Below are 22,599 nucleotides of genomic sequence, written 5' to 3'. Positions count from 1 at the left end.
AGTGCCTCAATGAGCGAGGGCGGCGCCGGTCAGGTAGGCGTTCGTCGCTGCGAGGACCGCCTCGCCGTCGAGCGCGAGGGTCGAGGCGGAGGGTGCGGAGTTGAGGGCGGCGCGGAGGAGGAAGCCTTCGAGGAGGTCGATGAGTCCGGTGGCCATGAGCTCGGGTCGGTCGGCGCCAGCGTCGGCAAAGAGCGATGTCGCCGAATCATGGCTGAAGAAGAGGCCGCTCAGGGCCCCTGGCTCGAGCTCGGGGGCGAGGGCGAGTCGGGCCCTGATCTCCTCCGGGCGTGCGGTAGTGAGGTGGACGAGATAGTCGCGGACCACCTCGGCGGGGGCGGCGTCCGGGCGTGAGGCGAGGGTCGAGAATTCGGTGTGCGACGCGTGTCGCATGGACTCGGCTCCGGCCCCGATGAGGTCGGCTCGAGTGCGGAAGTAATACGAGGTCGACCCTTTCGGCAGGTCGAGGCGGCGGTCGACGGCTGAGTGGGTGACCGCCCGGGCGCCACCGGTCGCGGCCAGGGAGATGACGACACGGGCGATGGCGTCGCGCCGACTCTCGGGGGTGGTGTTCGGGTTCATGGTGACATCGTGTCCTCTATGGGTATAGAGTGCAAGCGACTCTACATCTATAGAGGATCGGGATGGGAATTCGACACGACGTTCGCGGAGCCGCCGCCCGCGCGATCGACCGACTGCTGGCTCGGCCCCTCGACGATTCGAGGGCAGAGTGGGCCGGGCATTGGAGGCGGCGATCGCGTCGGGTTCCGGTGCCGAGCGATCTTGTTGCCGGCGTGGTCGATTCAGCCGCCGCGGCGGGAGCCGTCCTCGACACCGGGCAGGCCGAGGTCCTCGACCGTCTGGCCGCGTGCGCAGAGATGCCGGGCGGGATCTATCTCCACGGTGATGTCGGTCGTGGAAAGACCTGGCTCGCCGAGCTGCTCTTCGCGCGGCTTCCCGGTCCCAAGCGCCGGTTGCACTGTCACGAATTCCTCGCCGATATCAACGCCGCGATCGCTCTTCGGGTGCGGCAGTCGGTGACGGCGATCCCGGGCGCGGGCCGAGCCGCCGGCCGCTCCGGTGATGCCGAGTCGCCGATGTCCGTACCGAGCACGCCCGCGCTCATCGCCTCCGTCGTCACCGGATACCGGGCCATTCTCCTCGATGACTTCCACGTCCATGACGTCGCCGACGGGGAACTGCTCCACACCACCCTCGAGGTGATGAGTGAGCAGGCGACCTTCATGCTGCTGACCTCGAACTATGCGCCGGAACGGCTGCTGCCGAATCCACTCTTCCATGACACGTTCCTGCCCTCGATCGCACTCATCGAGGGGCGGTGTGAGGTCATCGAGATCGGCGCCGGACGCGATCATCGCGGCGATGATCGGCATACCTCAGGATTCGGCGCGGGCACGTGGACGGTCGGCCGCACCCCGTCGGAACCGAGCGCACGTGATCAACTCAGCCCCACCTCGGCGAGAGCGACGTTCGCTCAGCTCTGCGAGAGCCCGCAATCCGCGGCTGATTTCATGGTGATGGCCGCGGGGCTCGAGCGATTGACGCTGCTCGACCTGCCGGCGCCCGAGGCGATCGGGGAGGAAGCATTCCAACGGTTCGCGTTCCTCATCGACGCCCTCGTCGACCGGGACGTGCGGCTCGACCTCGCAGCCGCGGTGAGTCGTCGGGAGTTCGCGGCGGCTGGGAATCTTCCGCGCGACTCGGCCCGGATGCTCAGCCGGCTCGGCATGCTCAGGGAGAACGACGCAGCAGCCGCGGCAATTTGTCCTGCCACGCCTGCTGCGTCGGAATCGGACTGAGCGTTCCGCTCCGGGTCGAGCTCAGCCGGTGAAGATCGCGACGGCTTTGACCACGGTGAGAACAAGTCCCCAGGCGAGGCCGCCGACCACGACGACGGTCAGGGTCGTGCCGACGGCTTTGTAGGCGCCGCCGACGGGTGACTGCGGTGAGCCGGAGTCGGGGACGTGGGCGATGTGGGCGGAGTCATTCATTGTCGGAGACCCTTCCTTCAGTCTTCTTCGAGGGCGGCGGCCTGCTTGGCCGCGACGTCCTCTTCGCGTTCGAAGTACTTCTCGTTGACCGGGCGGACCAGAGCGTTGGCGATGAAGCCGATGATCAGCGCGCCGACCATGATGAACATGCCGGGTGTGTAGAGCTCGGGTCCGGACTTGCCGGCCTTCTCACCGGCCTCGACGACGGAGTTGACGATGAGCGGACCGGCGACGCCGGCGGCCGACCATGCGGTCAGCAGCGCACCGTGGATGGCGCCGACCTGGTACACGCCGAAGAGGTCCTTGAGGTAGGCGGGGATGGTGGCGAACCCGCCGCCGTAGAAGGAGATGATGATGAGCGTGGCGAGGATGAAGAGGATGATCGATCCGCCGCCGAAGAACGCGACGAGGAGGTAGAGGATCGCCCCGACGCCGAGGTAGAGCATGTAGTTCTTCTTCCGGCCCAGGTAGTCCGAGGTCGTCGACCAGATGAAGCGCCCGCCCATGTTGCCGATCGAGAGCAGGCCGACGAAGCCTGCGGCGGCGGCCGCAGTGATGCCGAAGTAGGCCTGGATCATCGGGGCGGCGTTCTCGAGGATGCCGATGCCCGCGGTGACGTTGAGGAACAGGACGACCCAGAGGAACCAGAACTGCGGGGTGCGGATGGCGTTGCGCACCGAGACGTTGCCCTTCGTCTGCATCGGCTTGGCCGTCACCTTCGAGGGGTCGAAGCCCTTGGGGACCCATTCGGGGTGGGGGACGCGGATGACGAAGGCGCCGGCGGCGATGACGACGGCGTAGACGATGCCGAGGGTGATGAAGGTCGGGGTCAGGCCGGCGACGAGATTCTCGGGTTCGGCGCCTCCGCCGTAGAGGGCCATGAGCTGGTTCGACATCGGGCTGGCGATGAGCGCACCGCCGCCGAAGCCCATGATCGCCAGTCCCGTGGCCAGGCCCGGACGGTCCGGGAACCACTTCATCAGGGTCGACACCGGCGAGATGTAGCCGATGCCCAGACCGATGCCGCCGATGACGCCGTAGCCCAAGTAGACCAGCCACAGCTGACCGGTGACGATGCCGAGCGAGGCGATGAAGAAGCCGACGACCCAGCAGGTTCCGGCCGCGACCATCGAGGCCCGCGGGCCGTTCTTCTCCACCCAGGGTCCGAAGACCGCCGAGGAGATGCCGAGCATGAGGATCGCGATGGAGAAGATCCAGCCGATCGATACTTCACCGGCGTCGAAGTGGGACATGAAGGGGATCTTGAAGACGCTGAAGGCGTAGACCTGGCCGATGCACAGGTGGATGGCCAGTGCGGCCGGCGGGATCAGCCACCGGTTGAAGTTCTTCGGCGCGACGATCGCCGAGCGCGTGAGAATGGAAGCCACGGGAAGTCCTTTTCTGTCTGTACCTCGTGTCACCGTCGACACCGGAGAGCGGACGGACGATGCGGTCGGCGGTGGACCGACCAATTTCCACTAAAGAGTAGATGGCACTCACAGAAAATGCGAGGAATACTCAGCGATTTGTGCAGAAACGGTGCAGAGTTCCGCTCGTTGGGACGGAATCAGCGGCTCAGAGGTGGATCGTGACGTCGGCCTTCTTGCGCAGCTTCTTCGCGTACTTCTGAGTCGCCTCGTTGGACTTCTGGCTCTTGACCTGTTCCTTCAGCTGGGGGCGCATCTCGTCGATCGAGGGCATCTCCTGCTGCTGTCCGCCCTGCTGCGCCATCTGCTCCTGCTGGGACTTCGCCTGCTCGTAGGCCTGGCCGATCTCTTCGCCGCTGACCTTGAACTCGCCGTATTCGTCCTCGACGAGGCCTTCGATCTTCAGCTGGTTCGACAGCTCCGAGCGGACCTTCTTCTCATCCATGCCCTGGTCCTTCATGGACTTGAGGAAGTCCTTCTGGCTCATCTGCCCGGACTTTGCGGATTCCTTGAGGGCCTTGTCGATGTCCTTGTCGGAGACCGAGATGTCGCGCTTGTCGGCCTCCTGCGTGAGCACCTTCGTGCTCACGAGGTTCTCCGCCGTCTGCTTCTTCAGATCCTTCTCATCGACCGGCTGGCCCGACTGCTGGGCCTGCATCTGCATCTGCTGGTACTGGGTCTCGAAGAGGGGGACGAAATCGTCCTTCGTGATCTTCTCACCGTTGACCTCGGCGACGACCTTGGGGATGTCCTTCGTGTTCGGTTTGCCCTGCCCGGACCCGTCCTGCCCGGAGACATCGGCACCGGGGGACTGCTCGGCGGCTGCCGAGGACTCCTGGGGCTCCGCTTCGTCGCCCTGACTTCCGCACGCGGCCAGAGCCACGACGGACACGGACATGGCCAGGCCCAGCAACCACCGGTTGGTTCGCACAATCACTCCTGATTTCGGGATCAGCCTGTCAGGCTAACAGAGCCGATTCACCGAAGAATGTGTGGAGTATGTGTGGCCCGTGGCAAGGGTGATTGCGGTAGGCCGGCACGGCGAGGTTCAGATGTGCCATCTGTTCGTCTCGGATTCGTCGATCGGGCACTGACTCGCGTCAGCCTCGGCGGGTACACTGCGGCTACCGGAATTGCACGGAACACGGTCCGTGCGATCCGCCGCGAAGGGAGTTGGCCATGGAATCGACGTTCCGCGGGGTGTTCCTCACCTGCACCGACGCCGAGGCGACCGCCGCCTTCTATCGTGAGATCGCGGGTCTGCCGCTGACGACCGAGGGCGACGAGGAATACACGTATTTCGTCGTCGAGGCCGGTGGGGTGCAGGTTGCCCTGCATTCGGCTGAGGCGTTCGCCGACTATGCGTTCCCGCCCGTGGCCGAATCGAATCTCACCCACCTGTACTTCCGGATCCCCGATCAGGATGAGTTCCTCGAACGGATCAAGAACGCGGGAACTCCGCTCGTGGCCGTTGACGACGTCGTCGTCACAGTCGAGGACCCGGACGGCCGGAAGGTCATGTTCGGCACGGCGTGAAGTGGGCACCTCCTCGGGGGAGGGCTGGTCACGCACTTGGTTCGTAGGCCGAATACACGATCCCGCTGGGGAAGGGCTTCGACTCGATGAGCCGCAGTCGAGGCGGCCTGGCCGAGTGCGCTCCGTCGTGGAAGTATCCGCGCCCGCGGCCCTGCCACACCGGGTAGGTGAACATCCGATACTCATCGACCAGGCCCTCGGCGATGAGTTCGTGAGCCAGGGTGATGCTGCCGGTGACGATGGCATCGCGACCCGGCTGCTCGCGCAGTTCCGCGACCGCCTGCATCGGATCGGAGCTGATGATCTGTGTGTTCTGCCACCCCGGTTCGGTCAGCGTCGAGGATACGACGCGTTTGTCGACCTGATTCAGGTGGTCTGCAACCCCGGTGGTGTCATCGGTGACGTTCGGCCAATAGCTGCGGAAGTCCTCGAACGTCTGCCGGCCGAGGAGCAGCACGTCCTCGTTCGCGGACTGCCGCATGAGCTCGGCTGTGAGCTCCTCGTCCTGGGCCTGCGGATCGAACCAGTCGTCGAGCATCTCGACGCGCCCGTCGAGAGTGGTGTTCTGAGTGATGATGATGCGCACGGTCGGTCTCCTCGCTGAGTGACGTGGGTGATCAACACTACTTGCCCGGTGAGAACTGCGATAGAGGGTGACGAGACTCAGCGAAGAGCTGGACGAGGTCCCCGCGCAGGGTGGGGTCGTGCACTGTTCACCGTCGCGGGCATAGATTGGTGTGAGATTCCATCGAGACCGGTCCGTATCGACCAGACTCCACCATCGAACAAGGAGCCCCATGACCACCCCCGATTTCCGCACCGAAGCTCAGAGCCACCTCGGCGATCTCATCTCTCTGCGTCGAAAGCTCCACGCGAATCCCGAGCTCGGCTACGATCTTCCCTTCACTCAGCAGGCGGTGCTCGATGAGCTCGCCGGGCTGGGACTCGAGATCACCACGGGTGAGTCGCTGACCTCGGTGGTGGCCGTTCTCAAGGGCGGGAAGCCAGGACCGGCAGTGCTGCTGCGCGGGGACATGGACGCGCTGCCCGTCGCCGAGGACACCGGGCTGGAGTACGCGTCGACGAACGGGAACATGCACGCGTGCGGTCACGATATGCACACGGCCGGGCTCGTCGGCGCCGCCCGGCTGCTCGCCGCGCACCGCGAGGAGATCCCAGGCTCGATCATCTTCATGTTCCAACCCGCCGAGGAGGTCGACGGCGGTGCCGAACCGATGATCGCCGAGGGCGTGCTCGAGGCTGCGGGCGTCCCTGTCGTCGCGGCCTACGGCGTCCATGTCGAAGCCGATGTGCGGGGCCGCTTCACGACGAAGGGCGGCCCGCTTATGGCCGGATTCGCCGACCTGAGTCTGACCATCCACGGCGCCGGCGGGCACAGCAGTCAACCGCAGGCGACCCGCGACCCCGTGCCCGCGCTCGCCGAGGTGGTGCTGGCGCTGAATACGATGACCGGCCGGTCCTTCGACATCTTCGATCCCGTCGTCGTCTCGGTCACCCAGCTCGAAGCGGCGCAGGCCAGCAATGTCATCCCGGATTCCGCGAAGCTCACCGCCTCCATCCGCTTCCTCTCCGCCGAATCGCTGGTTCTGCTGCAGGAGCGAGTGACCGAGATCGCCGAGAACATCGCCCGGGCGCACCGCTGCACCGCCGAGGTGGACTTCCAAGTCGGATTCCCCGTGACCGTGAATAACGCCGCCGAGACCTCGGTGGTGCTCAACCGGTTGGGCTCGGTGTTCGGGGCCGAGCGGGTCGTCGAAATGGAGCACCCGCGGATGGGATCCGAGGACTTCTCGTTCGTGCTGCAGAAGGTTCCGGGCACGTTCGTCTTCCTCGGGGCCACGCCCGAGGGCATCGACCCCGATGCCGAGACGAACCACTCACCGCGGGTGGTCTTCGACGACGGTCTGCTCGGCGATCAGTCCGCGGCGCTCGCGCATCTGGCGTTTGCGCGGCTGGCTGACGAGGCTGCGCACAGCTGAGGGTGCTGAAGAGTCTGTGCGCTGACGGTTCTGCCGTCGAAACAACGGTGGAGCGCTGAGACCACTGAGTGTGCCGTGTTGTCTCGACGCTCCACCGTTGTTTCGACGCAGCTGTGCTCAGTGCGCCGTGCCTCCTCGCTGGTGGGAGACGTTCTCTGGTCATTCCACGGCGTTTTCGGCGAGGAAATCACGGTGGATCGACCAAACACGCCACCCGCAGGCGTTGTAGCCACCCGCAGGAGTCGCGTCCACCCGCAGCGAGGGGCAGTGCCTCCCACTCAGGCGGTGATGAGGCCGTGCGGGTCGAGGACGAACTTCTTCGCGACCCCCGAATCGAAGTCCGCGTAGCCCTGCGGAGCGTCCTCGAGGCGGATCGGAGTGGCGTTGACGTTCTTCGCGATCGAGACCTTGTCGTGCAGGATCGCCTGCATGAGCCCGCGGTTGTACTTCATCACCGGGCACTGGCCGGTGACGAAGACATGCGACTTCGCGAAGCCGAGGCCGAAGCGCATTGACAGCGATCCTTCCTTGGCCGCCTCGTCGGGTGCACCCGGGTCGCCGGTGACATAGAGGCCGGGGATGCCGAGGCTGCCGCCGGCCCGCGTGATGTCCATGAGCGAGTTGAGCACCGTAGCCGGGGCCTCGTGACTCGCGTCCTTGCCATGTCCGCGGGCCTCGAAGCCGACGGCGTCGATGCCGCAGTCGACCTCGGGCACGCCGAGGATCTGCTCGATCTGATCCTTCGGGTCGCCCTTCGACACGTCGACCGTCTCACAGCCGAACCCGCGCGCCTGCGCCAGGCGGTCCTCGTTGAGGTCACCGACGATGACCGCGGCGGCACCGAGCAGCAGTGCCGAGGTGGCCGCGGCGATTCCGACCGGACCCGCACCGGCGACGTAGACCGTCGACCCCACACCGACACCCGCGCTGACCGCACCGTGGAAACCGGTGGGGAAGATGTCCGAGAGCATCGTGAGGTCGAGGATCTTCTCCATCGCCTGATCCTTGTCCGGGAACTTCAGCACGTTCCAGTCGGCGTAGGGCACGAGGACGTACTCGGCCTGCCCGCCGACCCAGCCGCCCATGTCGACGTAGCCGTACGCCGAACCCGGACGGTCGGGATTGACGTTGAGGCAGATCCCGGTCTTGCCCTCCTTGCAGTTGCGGCAGCGGCCGCAGGAGATGTTGAACGGCACCGAGACGAGGTCGCCGACCTTGACGAACTCGACATCGCGACCGACTTCGACGACCTCGCCGGTGATCTCGTGGCCGAGCACGAGACCCTCTGGGGCAGTCGTGCGGCCCCGGACCATGTGCTGGTCGGAGCCGCAGATGTTCGTGGCGACGGTCTTGAGGATGACGCCGTGGTCGACCTTGCGGCCGATGTTGGCGGGATTGACCCCGGGTCCGTCCTTGAGGACGAATTCCGGGTACTCGGTGTCGATGACCTCGACCTTTCCGGGACCTGCGTAGCTGATTGCCTTGTTGCTCATCGTTGAGCCTCCATATGCGCGAGTGTGCGGGAGTTCCGAGACACAGGCGAGCCGAACGACCCGCCTGAAATATCAGTCTGTTATCAGACGTAGATGCAGTCTCGCCGTCGTCGACGAACTCTGTCAAGCACTTCGTCAGAATGACTTCCGACTGTGTCGGAATTCTGCCGGAGAGCGCTATTCGTTCGCTCGCATCATTCAGCGGCGCGCGTCAGGAATCCTCGCGCAGGCGGGTCGAGAGGATGTACTGCGAGGTAGTGCGCAGATGTTGAAGGGAATCCCTGATCAGCGGGGATCTGCGGCTGCCGGCTCGCATGGCGGCGATGATCTTCCGGCTCAGTCGACCGGATCCTGTCAGGCGAACGCGGCTGACGTTGTCCTCGCCGGCGAGGCTCGCGAGTCGCGGCAACAGGCTGACTCCGATGCCCGCCCCGACGAGCGCTGCCGATGTCTCCCACTCGGCTGACTCGTGCGCCACCGATGGTGTCACCCCCGCCGCCGTGAAAGCAGCGATGAAGAGCGAGTGATAGGGCGATCCCGGGCCCGCCGTGATCCACTCCTCTCCCGCGAGTTCGCTCAGCGTCAGCGACTCCCGGCCGGCGACCGGGTGGTCGGAGGGCACCATGACGTCGAGCGGGTCATCGAGGAGGTCGACACTTTCGAAGCGCGTGTCCTCCTCGACCTGCACGTGTCCCTGCATGGACACGATGACGGCCAGATCGATGCGTTCGGCGACGAGCAGTTCGAAGCAGCGGGTCGGGCTCGCCTCGACCACGTGGACGCTGACCTCAGGGTGGCTCCTGCGCAGGTTCGCCGCGAGCGGAGCGAGGAGGTTCGACGAGGCGGTCGAGAAGCCGCCGATGCCGAAATGCTTCGGGGCCTGATCCCCGGCACTGAGCGCACCGGCGCGAATGTCCTCCCACATCGCCGCGAGGGCATCGGAGCGACGCACCAGATAGCGGCCGGTCGACGTCAGGCGAAGGCTGCGGCCGTCTTTGACGAGCAGGGTCATTCCCAGCGACTGCTGCAGGTCCCGGAGCTGTCCGGACACTGCCGAGGGGGAGTATCCGGTGAGCTCGGCCGTGGCCGCGATGGTGCCGCATTCGGCGAAGGTGCGCAGCGTGGTCAGGCGCGGATCGATCATGACGACAATTATGCAGTGATACCGCACGATACGAAACAGAATCTCGCGCTTTTCCTGCAGGATGAAGCTCGCTAATGTGTCATCCGTGATCGAGCTCACGAAGCCCGCAAGCGGTGGTTGTGGCGACCCCCGCAGCACCGGCGTCGAAGCACCGGCGCCACAGCACCGGCGTCGCAGCACCATGAGGCCGCGAATGGCAGACAGCAAGGGAGATGACAGTTGACCGTTACCAATCTGGCGCCGACGAAGAAGGGCTTCCCCGCGGGATTCACCGAGGAGCGTCTCGATGAGCTCCGGGCTCGACTCGGCACGCGTCGCGACGGCTTCTCACTCGAGGCGCCGTTCTACACCGATGACAACGTCTTCAACCTCGACATGCAGGCGATCTTCGGACAGCACTGGGTCTTCGCCTGCAGCATCGCCGAGATCCCCGAGCCCGGCGACTACGTCACGCTCGACTACGGTCCGTACTCGATCATCGTGCTGCGCAACGACGACGGCGATGTCAACGTCATCCACAACGTCTGCCGCCATCGCGGCGCCCGCGTGCTCACGGAGCTCAAGGGCACGACGGGCAACCTCGTCTGCGGGTACCATTCGTGGACCTATTCGCCCGAAGGCGTCCTCATCCACGCCTCGGCGCCGGGGGAGATGACCTTCGACAAGTCCTGCTACTCGCTCAAGCGGGCCCACGGCAAGATCTCTGCCGGACTCGTCTTCATCTGTCTGGCTGAGGAACCGCCGACGGATTTCCACGAGACCGCGAAGATCTTCGAGCCCTATGTCGCCCCGCACGAGATCGCGAAGACGAAGGTCGCCTACCAGCAGAACATCGTCGAAGAGGGCAACTGGAAGCTCGTGATGGAGAACAATCGCGAGTGTTACCACTGCGACGGGCACCCGGAGCTCGCGTGTTCGCTGTTCCCGACCTGGGGTCTGACCGACGAGACCATCCCGCCCCATCTCGAGGACGTGTGGGATCGCAACCAGCAGGCCCAGGCCTCCCTGGAGTACCGGTGCCGCCGCTACGGACTGCCCTACGAGGTCTTCGAGGAACTCGACACCCGCGTCGGCGGCATCCGCATCTCCCGCGAATCCCTCGACGGCGACGGGGAATCCTTCTCCGCCGACGGACATCGCCTGTCGAAGAAGCTGCTGGGCGATCTGCCCGACTTCCGCCTCGGCCGGTGCTCGATGCACCTGCAGCCGAACTCGTGGTTCCACCTGCTCAGCGACCACGTCATCACCTTCGGAGCGTTCCCGATCAGCGCGAACAAGACGCTCGTGCGCACCACCTGGCTTGTCGCCGATGACGCCGTCGAGGGTGTTGACTACGACCTCGAGACGCTCACCCACACGTGGAAGCAGACGAACCTGCAGGACAAGGCCTTCGTCGAACTCTGCCAGCAGGGGGCGGCGAGCCCGTTCTATGAGCAGGGTCCGTACATGAAGAGCGAATATCAGGTCGAGGCCTTCATCAACTGGTACGTGCAGCGGATGCGGGAGCATGTGGAATGAGATCCTCCGCAGTGCCCTCACTGCCCTTGGCCCAGCGCATCCGCGGCCTGGAGATGCCGTGGAACAGGGTGCTCTCAAGCACTGCGGGTCCTGCCGGAGCCGCCACCGCACTGGGGCCGTGGCACCCGCAGGAGTTTACGGCCGAGTGCGTGGAGACCATCCCCGAGGCGGGAGGAATGATGGTCTTCGTGTTCCGTCGCATGGACGGTGCACCATTGGCGTTCCGGTCGGGGCAGTACATCAACATCGACTTCCCCGTCGACGGTCCGACGGCCGAACCGGTGTCGCGCAGCTACTCGATCTCGAGCGCTCCGACCGAGCCGTGGACGTTCTCGATCACGATCAAACGCGATCCCAAGGGGAAGGTCTCGCCGTGGGCGCATGAGAACATCCGTCCCGGCACGATCCTGGAGATGCTCGGCCCCGTCGGAGCCTTCCACCTGGCCGACTACGACCGCCGTGCACGGTTCCTCCTGCTCGCGGCGGGTGCGGGGATCACTCCGCTGATGTCGATGGTCCGCACCGTGCACTCGCTGCCGGGCCAGGCCGATGTCGTCCTCCTCTATCACGGCTCGGCTCCGGACGCGTTCGCCTTCTCCGAGGAGCTCGACTTCCTCGCGAAGGCGGATTTCCGGATCAAGGTCATCTACTGCCTCGGCGATCGGAAGCAGGAAGCGGAGTCGACATGGACGGGGCGGACCGGGCGGCTCTCGACCGAGCTGCTCGACGAACTCGTCCCGGACGCGAACGGCCGTCAGGTCTTCGCCTGCGGACCGGAGGGCTACCTCAATTCGGCGACCGAGCTGCTGCGCGGTGTCGGCGTCGACGACACCTCGGTGTTCATGGAGTTCTTCTCCGGCGACCGCGAGATCCGCGCGGAATACGCGGAAGAGGTCGCCATCGCCGGCGAGATCGCCGAGGAGATCGCGTCGTCAACCGAGGAGTACTACGAGGCGCAGCCGCCTGCGCTGGACATCTACGAACCCGACTACGACGCCGATGGACCGATCGAGGCGATCGGTGCGCCGACCGAGGCCGTGGACGCCGAGGCGGTCGTGCCCGTCGAAGACGAGGTCGAGATCGAGGTCGTCGGGCTCGACGACGTCGACGACCCCCTCGCCGAGGTGGGGCCCGGGTCAGCGTCCGGCGCTGGGGCCGCGGATCCGGCTGGGACCGGGTCGGCCGCCTCGGCGGGGGTGTCGGACGAAGATGACGAAACCGCCGTCGTCGACCCGACCACCCTGCCTACTGTGGGGGAGGGCGAGCACACGATGGCGTTCGTGCGCTCGGGGCTCAACGTCCGCATCGGCGAGGGCGAGAACGTGCTCGAAACCGCGCGGAAAGCGGGGGTGAAGATCCCCGCGAACTGCCAGGAGGGCATGTGCGGGTCCTGCAAGATCGTCAAGCTCGACGGCGACGTCGACATGAACCACCAGGGCGGCATCCGCGCCCGAGAGATCGACGCGGGCAAGTTCCTGCCGTGCTGCTCGACGGCGACGACCGACCTCGTCATCGACGCGTGAGGCGGCGGGCGTGCAACCCGTGCGACCACACCACCCACAGATTTCAACACCACCACGCAAGGAGAACCCAGTGCCGAACGCAACACCTCGAGTGGTCATCATCGGATCCGGCATCGTCGGCGCCAACCTCGCCGACGAACTCGCCCAGCTGGGCTGGACGAACACGCTCGTCATCGAGCAGGGTCCGCTGAACATCCCCGGCGGATCGACCTCGCACGCCCCGGGGCTCGTCTTCTCCTCGAACGGGTCGAAGTCGATGACCGAGTTCGCGCAGTACACGATCGAGAAGCTCACCTCGCTCAAGGACGCGGACGGACGAGGCTCCTTCCTGCCCGTGGGCGGACTCGAGATCGCGACGACCGATGAGCGTCTCCAGGATCTCCACCGCCGGGCAGGATGGAACCGGTCCTACGGGGTCGAGGCGGACATCATCGACGCCGATGAGTGCGCACGTCTCTTCCCGATGCTCAACCGGGACCTGGTCCTCGGCGGTCTGCTCACTCCCGGTGACGGACTCGCGCTGGCCGCGAAGGGCACGCAGCTCGTCATCGAGCGGGCGCGGGCCGCCGGCGTCGAGTTCCGGGATCGGACCACGGTCACCGACATCGAGACGAAGGGCGGCAAGGTCACCGCCGTCATGGCCGGGGAGGAGCGGATCCATGCCGACATCGTCGTCTCCTGTGCCGGATTCTGGGGGCCGAAGATCGGGGAGATGGCCGGAACGACGATTCCGCTCCTGCCGCTGGGCCATCAGTTCGCCTGGACCACCGAAGCACCGTCCCTGATCGGGAAGAACGAGCTGCCTGCGGGTGCTCACGCACCGATCCTGCGCTACCAGGACAAGGACCTCTACTACCGCGAATGGGACGAGCGGATCGGCATCGGCTCCTACGCGCACCGCCCGATGCCCGTCGACCTCGACGAGCTGCCGACATACGATCCTGACGAGATCACGTCCGAGAAGATGCCTTCGAGCCTCGAGTTCACGCCCGAGGACTTCGCTCCCGAATGGGAGGCGACGAAGGAGCTGCTGCCCGAACTCGCGGGCACGCAGATCCAACGCGGCTTCAACGGCATCTTCTCCTTCACTCCCGACGGCGGCTCGCTGGTCGGTCAGTCCCGCCAGGTCGACGGGTTCTTCGTCGCCGAGGCGGTGTGGGTGACCCATGGTGCCGGCATCGCCCGCGCGGTGGCCGAGCTCATCGCCGAGGGACGGTCGCGGACGGATCTGTCGGGCATCGACCTCAATCGGTTCGAGGACGCGCTGACCACCCCCGACTACGTCAGCGAGACCTCGCAGCAGAACTTCGTGGAGATCTACGACGTTATTCACCCGCTGCAGCCGCGGGTCTCACCGCGTGATCTGCGCTCAAGTCCGTTCCGTCGACAGCAGGAGGAGCTCGGGGCGTTCTTCCTCGAGACCAACGGCTGGGAGCGCCCGCACTGGTTCGAGGCGAACGCATCTCTGCTGTCCGAGATGCCCGCCGAATGGGCGGCTCCGGAACGGGATGCATGGTCGGATCAGTTCCACTCGCCGATCGCCGCGGCCGAGGCGTGGAAGACGCGCACCTCGGTGGCGATGTTCGACATGACTCAGCTCAAGCGCTTCGAGGTCACCGGGCCGGGAGCCGGCGAACTCCTGCACGGGATGACCACCTCGTCGATGCTGCGCAAGCCCGGAGCGGTCAGCTACACGCTGCTGCTCGACGAAACCGGCGGCATCACGAGCGATATCACCGTGGCGATCCTCGACGAGCAGACCTACCAGGTGGGCGCGAACTCGAACATCGACTTCGCGTACGTCTCGCGGGCGGCCAGGCATCAGTCGGAGGCCGATCCAACGAAGTGGGTGACGGTGCGGGAGACGACCCCGGGCACATGCTGCATCGGTCTGTGGGGTCCGCTCGCCCGGGATGTCATTTCGAAGGTCACGAACGAGGACTTCAGCGACGCGGGACTCAAGTACTTCCGCACAAAGCCTGCCGTGCTCGGTGGAGTGCCCGTGACGGCGATGCGACTGTCCTATGTCGGCGAGCTCGGATGGGAGATCTACACCTCCGCTGACCTGGGGTCGAAGCTGTGGGACGTGCTGTGGGAGGCCGGGCAGGAGTTCGGCATCATCGCCGGCGGCCGCGAGGCCTTCAACTCGATGCGACTGGAGAAAGGCTTCCGCTCCTTCGGCACGGACATGACCAGCGAGCACGAGCCGGTGCAGGCGGGTCTCGGGTTCGCGGTCAAGGCGTCGAAGACCGATGACTTCACGGGCAAGGCTGCCTTGGAATCCCGGGCGGCGGCTGCGACGACGAAGCTCACGTGTCTGACTCTTGATGTTCCCTCCGACGTGGTGCTCGGCAAGGAGCCGGTGTACGTGGTCGGTGGTGCTTCGGGCGGTGCCGGCGACGGAGGCGGTGCGGATGCCTCGGACGGTGTTTCCGGCGGGAAGGCAGACGGCTACGTCACCTCGGCCGCGTACGGGTACACGATCGGGAAGTCCATCGCCTACGCGTGGCTGCCGAATACGCTGTCGGTCGGCGACGCGGTCGAGGTCGAGTACCTGGGCAAGCGCCTGCCGGCGACGGTCACCGCTGAGCCGCTCTTCGATCCGGAGATGACGCGACTGAAGGGGTGAGGTTGCCGCCTCAGCGCCGAAACAACGGTTGAGCGCCGAGACCACTGTGCACCCACAGGGGTCTCGGCGCTCCGTCGTTGTCTCGAAGAAGTGCGCGGGAGCGCCAAGTAGGGAAGCGACATCACCAATGTTCCATATCGTGGATTTTCTTTGACCAGGATGTGAACGTGCGGCGAGTATTGCGAGGGAAGTCACATTGGCGCCCACGAGCCAGGTACCCGAAGGAGTGTCCATGCCTCAGCCCGCGATCATCGGCTGGTCCCACGGCAAGTTCGGTCGATCCGAATCCCCGCTGCCACAGATGATGGCCGACGTCGCCCGCGACGCCATCACGGACGCAGGCCTCGAACCCGCCGATATCGACGTCATTCACGTCGGCGTCTACAACAACGGACTCTCCCGCCAAGGCTTCGAAGCAGCTCTGCCCGGCACGGAGTTCCCTGACCTGGCACTCACCCCAGCCCATCGCCACGAGAACGCTTGCGCAACCGGATCCACCGCCGTCTTCGCTGCTCATGACTCCATCGCCGCCGGCCGCCACCGCACCGCCCTGGTCATCGGCGCTGAACGCATGACCCAAGCCTCGGGGCATGAGGTCAACGAGGTGCTGCTGAGCGCGAGCTATCGGGAAGAGGAAGAGCACTTCAAATCCTTCGCCGGAGTCTTCGGCGAAATCGCCCGACAGTATTTCGACCGCTACGGCGACCACTCCGAGACCCTCGCCCGCATCGCCGCGAAGAATCACGCCAACGGCTCCCACAACCCGCTCGCGCACATGCAGAAGGACCTCGGCTTCGACTTCTGCAACACCGTGTCGGAGAAGAACCCCTTCGTCGCCGAACCCCTGCGCCGCACCGACTGCTCGATGGTCTCCGACGGCGCCGTCGCCCTCGTCATGGCCGCCGATGACGTCGCTGCCTCCGCCCCGCAGGCCGTGACCTGGCGCGGCATGGGCAATGCCAACGACATCATGCCGCTGTCGAAGCGCGACCCGCTCGAGATGGCAGGCGCCCGCGCAGCCATGGATCAGGCCCTGACGTCTGCGGGCATCACCATCGGAGACCTCGATCTGCTCGAGACCCACGATTGCTTCACGATCGCCGAACTCCTCGAATACGAGGCCTTCGGACTCGCCGCTCCCGGTCAAGGCCACACACTCGTCGACGACGATGCCACCGAGGTCGACGGTCGCCTGCCGGTCAATCCCTCCGGAGGACTCAAGGCCAAAGGCCACCCGATCGGCGCGACGGGCGTGTCCATGCACGCCCTTGCTGCGGCCCAGCTCACCGGCCGCTCACCCGGCCTCCAGATCGCAGCCCCGGAACTCGCCGGAGTCTTCAATATGGGCGGTGCCGCAGTGTCGAACTTCGCCTCCGTCCTCGAGCGCGTCCGCTGATGCGCGCCATCTCGCAGACATCCCCGGCCAAGGACTTCACCCCCACACCTCGGCGCGGGGTCAATGTCTCCCACTTCCTCACGCAGACCGCCCGGCGGATTCCCGACCGTCTCGCCGTCGTCGACGATGACCGCGGGCAGCGCTGGACCTGGGCCGAACTCGACGACCGCGCCGAAGCGCTTGCCGCCGCCCTGCAGGCCGGAGGCGTGGGCCGTCGCGACACCGTCCTCCTCGTCTCGGCCAACCACGCCGAGGTGGTCCAGTCCTTCTGGGGGATTCTGCGCTCCGGCGGGGTCATCGCCCCACCCAATGCGGCCCTGTCGACCGAGGAGCTGCTCGGCATCAGCGCCGAGGTGGCCCCCGCCGCCGTCATCGCCGACCGCGCCCACACCGAGTTCGTCACCGCCCTGCAGGCCGAAGGGTTCACCGGCCCTGTGCTGTGGATCGGCGAACTGCCCACTGGCGACACCTCGCCGAGCCGACCACTCAGCGCCGACACCGCCCCTGACAAGGGGGCGTCTCGGCGGGAAGTGGTCGGCTCGGCGGAGGCGGACGAGGAGACTCACGCGGAGACCCCACCTGCCCCCGTCGACTCGACGGTCGAGGAGGACGACCCCTGCTGGTACTTCTTCACCTCCGGCTCCACGGGTCGGCCCAAGGCGGCGACGTTCACGCACCGCCACCTCGGCGCGGTGCTGGCCAACCACCGCTGCGACCTCTTTCCCGATGAGGATGAGACCGGGGCATCGCTGGTGCTCGCGCCCCTGTCCCATGGGGCGGGCATCCACATGCTCGCGCAGGTCTTCGGCGGCACGCCGACGATCATCCACCCAGGTGGCAAGCCCAGCGTGGAGTCGCTGTGGCCGGCCATCGACGCGTACGGCATCACGAACGCCTTCACCGTTCCGACCATCCTCAACCGCATCGCCGCCGGCTACCCCGACGGCCGCGGCCCCGAGGACCACACCCTCGAGCGGGTCATCTACGCCGGGGCCCCGATGCTCGCCGCCGATCAGGCCCGCGCGCTCGAGCGCCTCGGGCCCTGCCTCGTCCAGTACTTCGGCCTCGCCGAGGTGACCGGAGCGATCACGATCCTCCGTCCCGAGGACCACGGCCGGATTCCCGTCGACGAGGCGGGCATCGGCACCTGCGGTCGTGCCCGCACCGGGGTCGAGATCGTCATCCTCGACGAGACCGGCGGCGAGCTGCCCGCCGGTGAGCAGGGCGAGGTCTGTGTGGTCGGGCCGACCGTGTGCGCCGGCTACCTCGGCCGACCCGACGCGAACGCCGAATCCTTCGCCGGGGGCGTCTTCCACACCGGCGACGTCGGTTACCTCGACGACCGCGGCTACCTGTTCCTCACCGGCCGCAAGTCCGATATGTACATCTCCGGCGGTTCGAACGTGTATCCCCGGGAGATCGAGGAGCTCCTCCTCACCCACGCCGAGGTGGCCCAGGCCGTGGTCGTCGGTGTGCCCGACCCGCAGTGGGGAGAGATCGGAGTGGCCGTCATCGAACGCGCGGAGGTCCGCACCGACGAAGATGCGGAGATCCCCGCCAGTGACGATGAGGGCGACGTGGACGGGCGAATCAACCCGCGTGCGAGCAACATCGGTGACCTGGGCGAACGCCTGATCGCGCTGTGCAAGTCGGGGCTGGCCGCGTACAAGGTGCCGAAGGAGATCCACTTCGTCGCGGAGATGCCGGTCACCGCCTACGGCAAGATCGCGCGCAAGGAACTCAAGACCGAACACTCGCAGGGACGGGGAAGCGCACGATGAGCACGAACGGCAGCAGAGCCGGCGCAACAGGCAGACTGGCCGGCACGACGATCATGGCCATCGGCTGCGGCACCCCGGACGGGGAAGTCAACAACGGCTTCGCCGCGGCCACCGCGTTCCTGCGCGAAGGTGCCCGAGTCTGCATCGTCGACCGGGACCCGAACGCCCTCGACGAGGCTGCCCGTGTGCTCGGTGAGATGGCAGTCGACCTGGAATCGCAGCTGACCACGGTCATCGCCGATGTCGGTGACGAAGACTCGCTGGCCGCGGCCTTCGCCCATTGCGCGGACCGCCTCGGCGCACCGACCGTCCTCCATTACAACGTCGGCATCGTCGTCAACGGGGGAGTCGACACTCTCGACACCGACGGGTTCCGCCGGGCGTTGGACATCAACCTCACCGGCGCCTTCTCCGCGATCAAGCACGCCCTGCCGCATATGCGTGCGGCCGCAACTGGGTCGATCATCACGGTCTCCTCGGTCGGCGGCATGCGCTACATGGGCTATGACTACCCGGCGTACGCGGCTTCGAAAGCAGGGCTGATCGAGCTGACGAAGGTCGTCGGCGCACAGTACGCAGCCGAGGGGATCCGCGCGAACACGATCGCGCCCGGGCTCATCGAGACCCCGCTCATCCACCGGTCGATCTCCGGCCACTACGACTCGGTCGACGACATGCTCGCGGCCCGTCACGCCCAGTCCCCGACCGGGAAGATGGGCCGGCCCGAGGACGTCGCGGATCTCGCGGTGTTCCTCGCCTCGACCGAATCGGCCTACATCAACTCCACGCTCATCCCCGTCGACGGGGGACTGACCCACTACGCAGGGATGCCGAAACGATGAGGGCACAGTTCGAACGGATGGCGGCAGCCGCCTCGGCGAGGGAGGACCCGGCCAGCGCGGAGGGACGCTCGCATGCGGACCTGCGGGCCGCCTCGGCGCGGAGATGATCCTGCCGACCACGGTGACGACAGCGAAATAACGACAATAAGGAGGCAATGGTGCCGACAATGCAGACGAAGAGGGCGACGCTCGCCTGGTTCGCCGTGCTCATGGTGTGCGCCCTGTTGATGGCCGGGTGCGGAACGAACTTCGGCACCACGGACGACGGCAAGCAGCGCTACCGGTGGAAGATGACGGTGACCACGGGCTCGACGAGCACGTGGTACCTCGCCGCGGAGAAGTTCGCGAAGGACCTCGACGAGGCCACCGACGGTCGGATCACGATGAAGGTCTTCGCCAATGAGCGGCTCTCCGCCGGGGAGGCGACAGCAGGGGTCGAACAGCTCATGGACGGGGCGAAGGACTTCTCCTACAACTCGCCCATCATCTACGCCGGCGTCGACCCGCGCTTCGGTGCCGTCACCGCGCCTTTCGTCTTCGACTCCGTCGAGGACGGGCAGAAGGCGCTCGCCGGCAAGGGCGGGGACGTCTACTCCGACTACCTCGCCGAACGCGGTGTCCACCTGCTCGGCTTCGGCGAATCCGGGATGCGACAGCTGACGAATACACACAAGCCGATCCACACGCCCGAGGACATGAAGGGCATGAAGTTCCGCATCCCCGGCTTCGGCATGTACACCGACCTCTACCGCGGGCTCGGCGCGAACCCGACGACGATGCCCTTCGGCGAGGTGTTCACCGCACTCCAGCAGGGGGCGATCGACGGGCAGGAGAACCCGATCGACGTCATCTACTCCTCGAACCTCCAAGAGGTCCAGCCGTACCTGACGCTGTGGAACTACTCCTACGACCCTCTCGTCCTCGGCATCAACAAGGATCTCTTCGACTCGCTGACGAAGGAGGATCAGGAACTCGTGAGCCGTCTGGCCGGACAGACGAACGACTTCCAGATCAAGAAGAATCGCGACGGCGAGCAGAAGCTCATCGCCGAACTCGAGGACTCCGGCATGGAGGTCAACGAGCTCAGCGACGAAGAGAAGGACGCCTTCCGCGCGAAGCTCGAACCGATCTACGCGAAGTACCGCAAGGTCTGGGGCCCCGACATGTCCTCAGCATTCATCCCGAAAGGACTGTGAGATGAGAGCCATCAGATTCTTCGAGGATTGGGTCGTCATCGCCTCGTTCGCGGTGATCGTGATCGTCACCTTCGTCAACGTCCTCTCCCGCTACATCTTCAAGGCCTCGCTGGCGTTCTCCGAGGAGCTGACCATCAATTTCCTCGTCGTCATGACGATGATGGGTGCGGTCGTCGGCATCCGCCTCGGCGCGCACCTCGGGTTCACCTATCTCGTCGAGAACGCGAAGGGCCAGGTCCGTCGGATCCTGCTCATCTCCGGCACCGTGCTCATCGTCATCTTCCTCGCCGTCCTGCTCATCTGGGGCGGCGAGATGACGATCGCGCAGGCGATCCGCGGCCGTGCGACCCCATCACTGGGAATCCCGCAATGGCTGTTCACCCTGTCCATCCCGCTGGCCGGTCTGCTCGGGATCATGCGCAGCATCCAAGCCCTGCGGACCTCCCTGAATGAGGACACCTCCGCCGAGGCGGTCGTCGAGCGGCTCGCGAGCGAGGCCGCTCCATCCATTGATGCGTCCGAATTCTCGGTCGGGGTACGGTCCGATGTCTCCTCCGATGTCCAGGGAGGCCGGAAATGATCGCGCTCCTGCTCTTCGGCAGCTTCTTCCTCTTCCTCGGCCTCGGGATCCCCGTCGCCTTCGCCCTCGGGCTGTCCGCCGTCGTCACCCTGGTCACCACCGATGGTGTGCAGGTCCTCGATGTGGTGCCTTCGGTGATGTTCCCGTCGATGAGTTCGGGCACGCTGCTGGCGATCCCGTTCTTCGTCCTCGCCGGCATCGTCATGCAGTACACGGGCATCTCGCAGCGCCTCGTCGATCTCGCCTTCCTCATCTTCGGCCGGTTCAGCCATGGGCTGGCAGCGGTGACGATCATCTCCGCGTTCTTCTTCTCCGCGATCTCGGGTTCGGGGCCGGCGACCGTGGCCGCGATCGGTGCGATCCTCATCCCCGCGCTCGTGCGCAACGGGTACCAGAAGAAGCACGCGGTGTCCCTGGTCGCGGCGTCCGGATCGATGGGCATCGTCGTTCCCCCGTCGATCGCGTTCATCATCTTCGCCGTCGTCGCCGCCGAGTTCGGGTCGATCTCGATCTCCCGGCTCTTCATCGCCGGCATCGTTCCCGGCATCATCATGGCCGTCGCGTTCTTCATCGCGGCCCTCTTCGTCCCGCGGGTGCGTGAGCTCGCGGGTCTGCCGGTGAAGGCGAAGGCCGGCGCCGAGGCGGTCGCAGGCTCCGCTTCGTCCGGAACGCCCGGTTCGGGCGATGGTGCGGCAGCGGGCAGGACTCAGCTGCTGACGACGAATGGGAAGGCCGCCTCGGCGAGCTCCGGATCCACCGGATCAGGCGTCGGATCTGTGGATCCGACGGCCACGGTCGACGTCGACGGCGGGTTCGGCGAGGTCCTGACCGCGCTGGTCAAGGCCATTCCCGGTCTGCTCATCCCGGTGATCATCCTCGGCGGGATCTACGGCGGAATCTTCACCCCCACCGAGGCGGGAGCCGTCGCATCCGTGTACGCCCTGGTGGTCGGTGTGTTCGTCTACCGGGAGCTGAGCTGGAAGGACCTGCCGAAGGTGTTCCTCGAGTCCGGGGTCTCGACCGCGGTCATCATGTTCATCGTCGGGGTGGCGAGCCTCTTCTCCTACGTCATCACCGTCGAAGGCGTGGCCGATCGGATTTCGACGGCTGTGCTGGGCGTGACGGACAACAAGTACCTCATCCTCGCGGCGATCACGATCATCCTGCTCATCGTCGGCGCCTTCGTCGACGCGATCAGCGCGTTTTACCTGTTCATTCCGATCCTCGTGCCGATCCTCATCGGCGTGGGCGTGGACATGACGACGATCGGTGTGTTCATGACCGTCAACCTCGCGATCGGCCTGTTCACGCCGCCGGTCGGGCTCAATCTCTATGTGGGTGCGGGCATTGGGAAGGTCAGGCTCGAGGAGGTCGTGCGCGGGATCATGCCGTTCCTCATCTGCGCGATCATCGCACTGCTGCTCATCACCTACATCCCGGCGATCTCGAACTGGCTGCCCGACCTGCTCGGAGTCGGGTAGGCGGATGACCGTGCCCGGCTCGGCCGGCCGGGTCCGGTGGGATC

At 66.0% G+C, this 22,599-nt stretch carries 19 protein-coding genes; 12 read left to right on the top strand and 7 right to left on the bottom strand.

Features of this window, described 5'->3' with window-relative positions; genetic code table 11:
* Positions 1 to 6 precede the first annotated feature (6 nt).
* Positions 7 to 579, bottom strand: coding sequence for a TetR/AcrR family transcriptional regulator (locus HK401_RS07785; RefSeq protein ID WP_181274098.1), 573 nt, complete (start codon positions 577 to 579; stop codon positions 7 to 9).
* A gap of 62 nt (positions 580 to 641) precedes the next feature.
* Here HK401_RS07785 and zapE point away from each other — a divergent pair, with 62 nt between their 5' ends.
* Complete coding sequence (zapE, locus tag HK401_RS07780) at positions 642 to 1,817, top strand: AFG1/ZapE family ATPase (protein WP_181274097.1); 1,176 nt, start codon at positions 642 to 644, stop codon at positions 1,815 to 1,817.
* A gap of 21 nt (positions 1,818 to 1,838) precedes the next feature.
* On the opposite strand, the gene HK401_RS07775 is transcribed toward zapE, so the two are convergent.
* The 3 genes from HK401_RS07775 to HK401_RS07765 all read right to left on the bottom strand — a co-directional run bounded on the left by HK401_RS07775 (position 1,839) and on the right by HK401_RS07765 (position 4,367).
* Complete coding sequence (locus HK401_RS07775; RefSeq protein ID WP_181274096.1) at positions 1,839 to 2,009, bottom strand: hypothetical protein; 171 nt, start codon at positions 2,007 to 2,009, stop codon at positions 1,839 to 1,841.
* Between the two features lie 17 nt (positions 2,010 to 2,026).
* On the bottom strand, positions 2,027 to 3,397 hold the full coding sequence (locus tag HK401_RS07770) for an L-lactate MFS transporter (protein ID WP_181274095.1): 1,371 nt from the start codon (positions 3,395 to 3,397) through the stop codon (positions 2,027 to 2,029).
* A gap of 187 nt (positions 3,398 to 3,584) precedes the next feature.
* A complete protein-coding gene (locus tag HK401_RS07765; protein ID WP_309135931.1) occupies positions 3,585 to 4,367 on the bottom strand; it encodes a SurA N-terminal domain-containing protein in 783 nt (260 codons plus the stop codon).
* 248 nt (positions 4,368 to 4,615) lie between these two features.
* Here HK401_RS07765 and HK401_RS07760 point away from each other — a divergent pair, with 248 nt between their 5' ends.
* Entirely contained in the window at positions 4,616 to 4,972 is a 357-nt protein-coding gene (locus tag HK401_RS07760) for a VOC family protein (RefSeq protein WP_181274094.1), read from the top strand.
* A gap of 28 nt (positions 4,973 to 5,000) precedes the next feature.
* On the opposite strand, the gene HK401_RS07755 is transcribed toward HK401_RS07760, so the two are convergent.
* Complete coding sequence (locus HK401_RS07755; protein ID WP_309135930.1) at positions 5,001 to 5,558, bottom strand: dihydrofolate reductase family protein; 558 nt, start codon at positions 5,556 to 5,558, stop codon at positions 5,001 to 5,003.
* A gap of 211 nt (positions 5,559 to 5,769) precedes the next feature.
* Here HK401_RS07755 and HK401_RS07750 point away from each other — a divergent pair, with 211 nt between their 5' ends.
* Positions 5,770 to 6,972 (top strand): M20 metallopeptidase family protein, encoded by a 1,203-nt coding sequence (locus HK401_RS07750; RefSeq protein ID WP_181274092.1) that lies wholly within the window; start codon positions 5,770 to 5,772, stop codon positions 6,970 to 6,972.
* Positions 6,973 to 7,250: 278 nt separating this feature from the next.
* On the opposite strand, the gene fdhA is transcribed toward HK401_RS07750, so the two are convergent.
* Both fdhA and HK401_RS07740 read right to left on the bottom strand, forming a co-directional pair.
* Positions 7,251 to 8,465 carry a formaldehyde dehydrogenase, glutathione-independent gene (gene fdhA / locus HK401_RS07745; RefSeq protein ID WP_181274091.1) on the bottom strand — a complete coding sequence of 405 codons (1,215 nt, stop codon included), beginning with the start codon at positions 8,463 to 8,465 and terminating at the stop codon, positions 7,251 to 7,253.
* Between the two features lie 211 nt (positions 8,466 to 8,676).
* Positions 8,677 to 9,609 carry a LysR family transcriptional regulator gene (locus HK401_RS07740; protein ID WP_181274090.1) on the bottom strand — a complete coding sequence of 311 codons (933 nt, stop codon included), beginning with the start codon at positions 9,607 to 9,609 and terminating at the stop codon, positions 8,677 to 8,679.
* Positions 9,610 to 9,828: 219 nt separating this feature from the next.
* Between HK401_RS07740 and HK401_RS07735 the strand changes: the two genes are divergently transcribed.
* The 9 genes from HK401_RS07735 (at position 9,829) to HK401_RS07695 (ending at position 22,555) form a co-directional block, all read left to right on the top strand.
* On the top strand, positions 9,829 to 11,127 hold the full coding sequence (locus HK401_RS07735) for an aromatic ring-hydroxylating oxygenase subunit alpha (RefSeq protein WP_181274089.1): 1,299 nt from the start codon (positions 9,829 to 9,831) through the stop codon (positions 11,125 to 11,127).
* Entirely contained in the window at positions 11,124 to 12,650 is a 1,527-nt protein-coding gene (locus HK401_RS07730; RefSeq protein WP_181274088.1) for a flavin reductase family protein, read from the top strand. Before HK401_RS07735 ends, HK401_RS07730 begins: the two co-directional genes overlap by 4 nt.
* Before the next feature lie 70 nt (positions 12,651 to 12,720).
* Positions 12,721 to 15,279 carry a GcvT family protein gene (locus tag HK401_RS07725; protein WP_181274087.1) on the top strand — a complete coding sequence of 853 codons (2,559 nt, stop codon included), beginning with the start codon at positions 12,721 to 12,723 and terminating at the stop codon, positions 15,277 to 15,279.
* 232 nt (positions 15,280 to 15,511) lie between these two features.
* Positions 15,512 to 16,675: a thiolase domain-containing protein gene (locus HK401_RS07720; protein WP_181274086.1), complete on the top strand. Its 1,164-nt coding sequence runs from the start codon at positions 15,512 to 15,514 to the stop codon at positions 16,673 to 16,675.
* On the top strand, positions 16,675 to 18,456 hold the full coding sequence (locus HK401_RS07715; protein WP_181274085.1) for an AMP-binding protein: 1,782 nt from the start codon (positions 16,675 to 16,677) through the stop codon (positions 18,454 to 18,456). The genes HK401_RS07720 and HK401_RS07715 overlap by 1 nt, the downstream gene beginning before the upstream one ends.
* The gene (locus HK401_RS07710) at positions 18,453 to 19,298 is read left to right on the top strand and encodes an SDR family NAD(P)-dependent oxidoreductase (protein WP_219921796.1); all 846 of its coding nucleotides are present in this window, start codon (positions 18,453 to 18,455) and stop codon (positions 19,296 to 19,298) included. Before HK401_RS07715 ends, HK401_RS07710 begins: the two co-directional genes overlap by 4 nt.
* A gap of 155 nt (positions 19,299 to 19,453) precedes the next feature.
* Positions 19,454 to 20,494 (top strand): DctP family TRAP transporter solute-binding subunit, encoded by a 1,041-nt coding sequence (locus HK401_RS07705; protein ID WP_258234070.1) that lies wholly within the window; start codon positions 19,454 to 19,456, stop codon positions 20,492 to 20,494.
* 1 nt (position 20,495) lies between these two features.
* On the top strand, positions 20,496 to 21,074 hold the full coding sequence (locus HK401_RS07700; protein WP_181274084.1) for a TRAP transporter small permease: 579 nt from the start codon (positions 20,496 to 20,498) through the stop codon (positions 21,072 to 21,074).
* Positions 21,071 to 22,555 (top strand): TRAP transporter large permease, encoded by a 1,485-nt coding sequence (locus HK401_RS07695; protein WP_181274083.1) that lies wholly within the window; start codon positions 21,071 to 21,073, stop codon positions 22,553 to 22,555. Before HK401_RS07700 ends, HK401_RS07695 begins: the two co-directional genes overlap by 4 nt.
* The last annotated feature ends 44 nt before the right edge of the window (positions 22,556 to 22,599 follow it).

The organism is Brevibacterium oceani, assembly GCF_013623835.1.
Taxonomy (GTDB): Bacteria; Actinomycetota; Actinomycetes; order Actinomycetales; family Brevibacteriaceae; genus Brevibacterium; species Brevibacterium oceani.
This window is presented reverse-complemented; position numbering and strand designations above follow the sequence as displayed.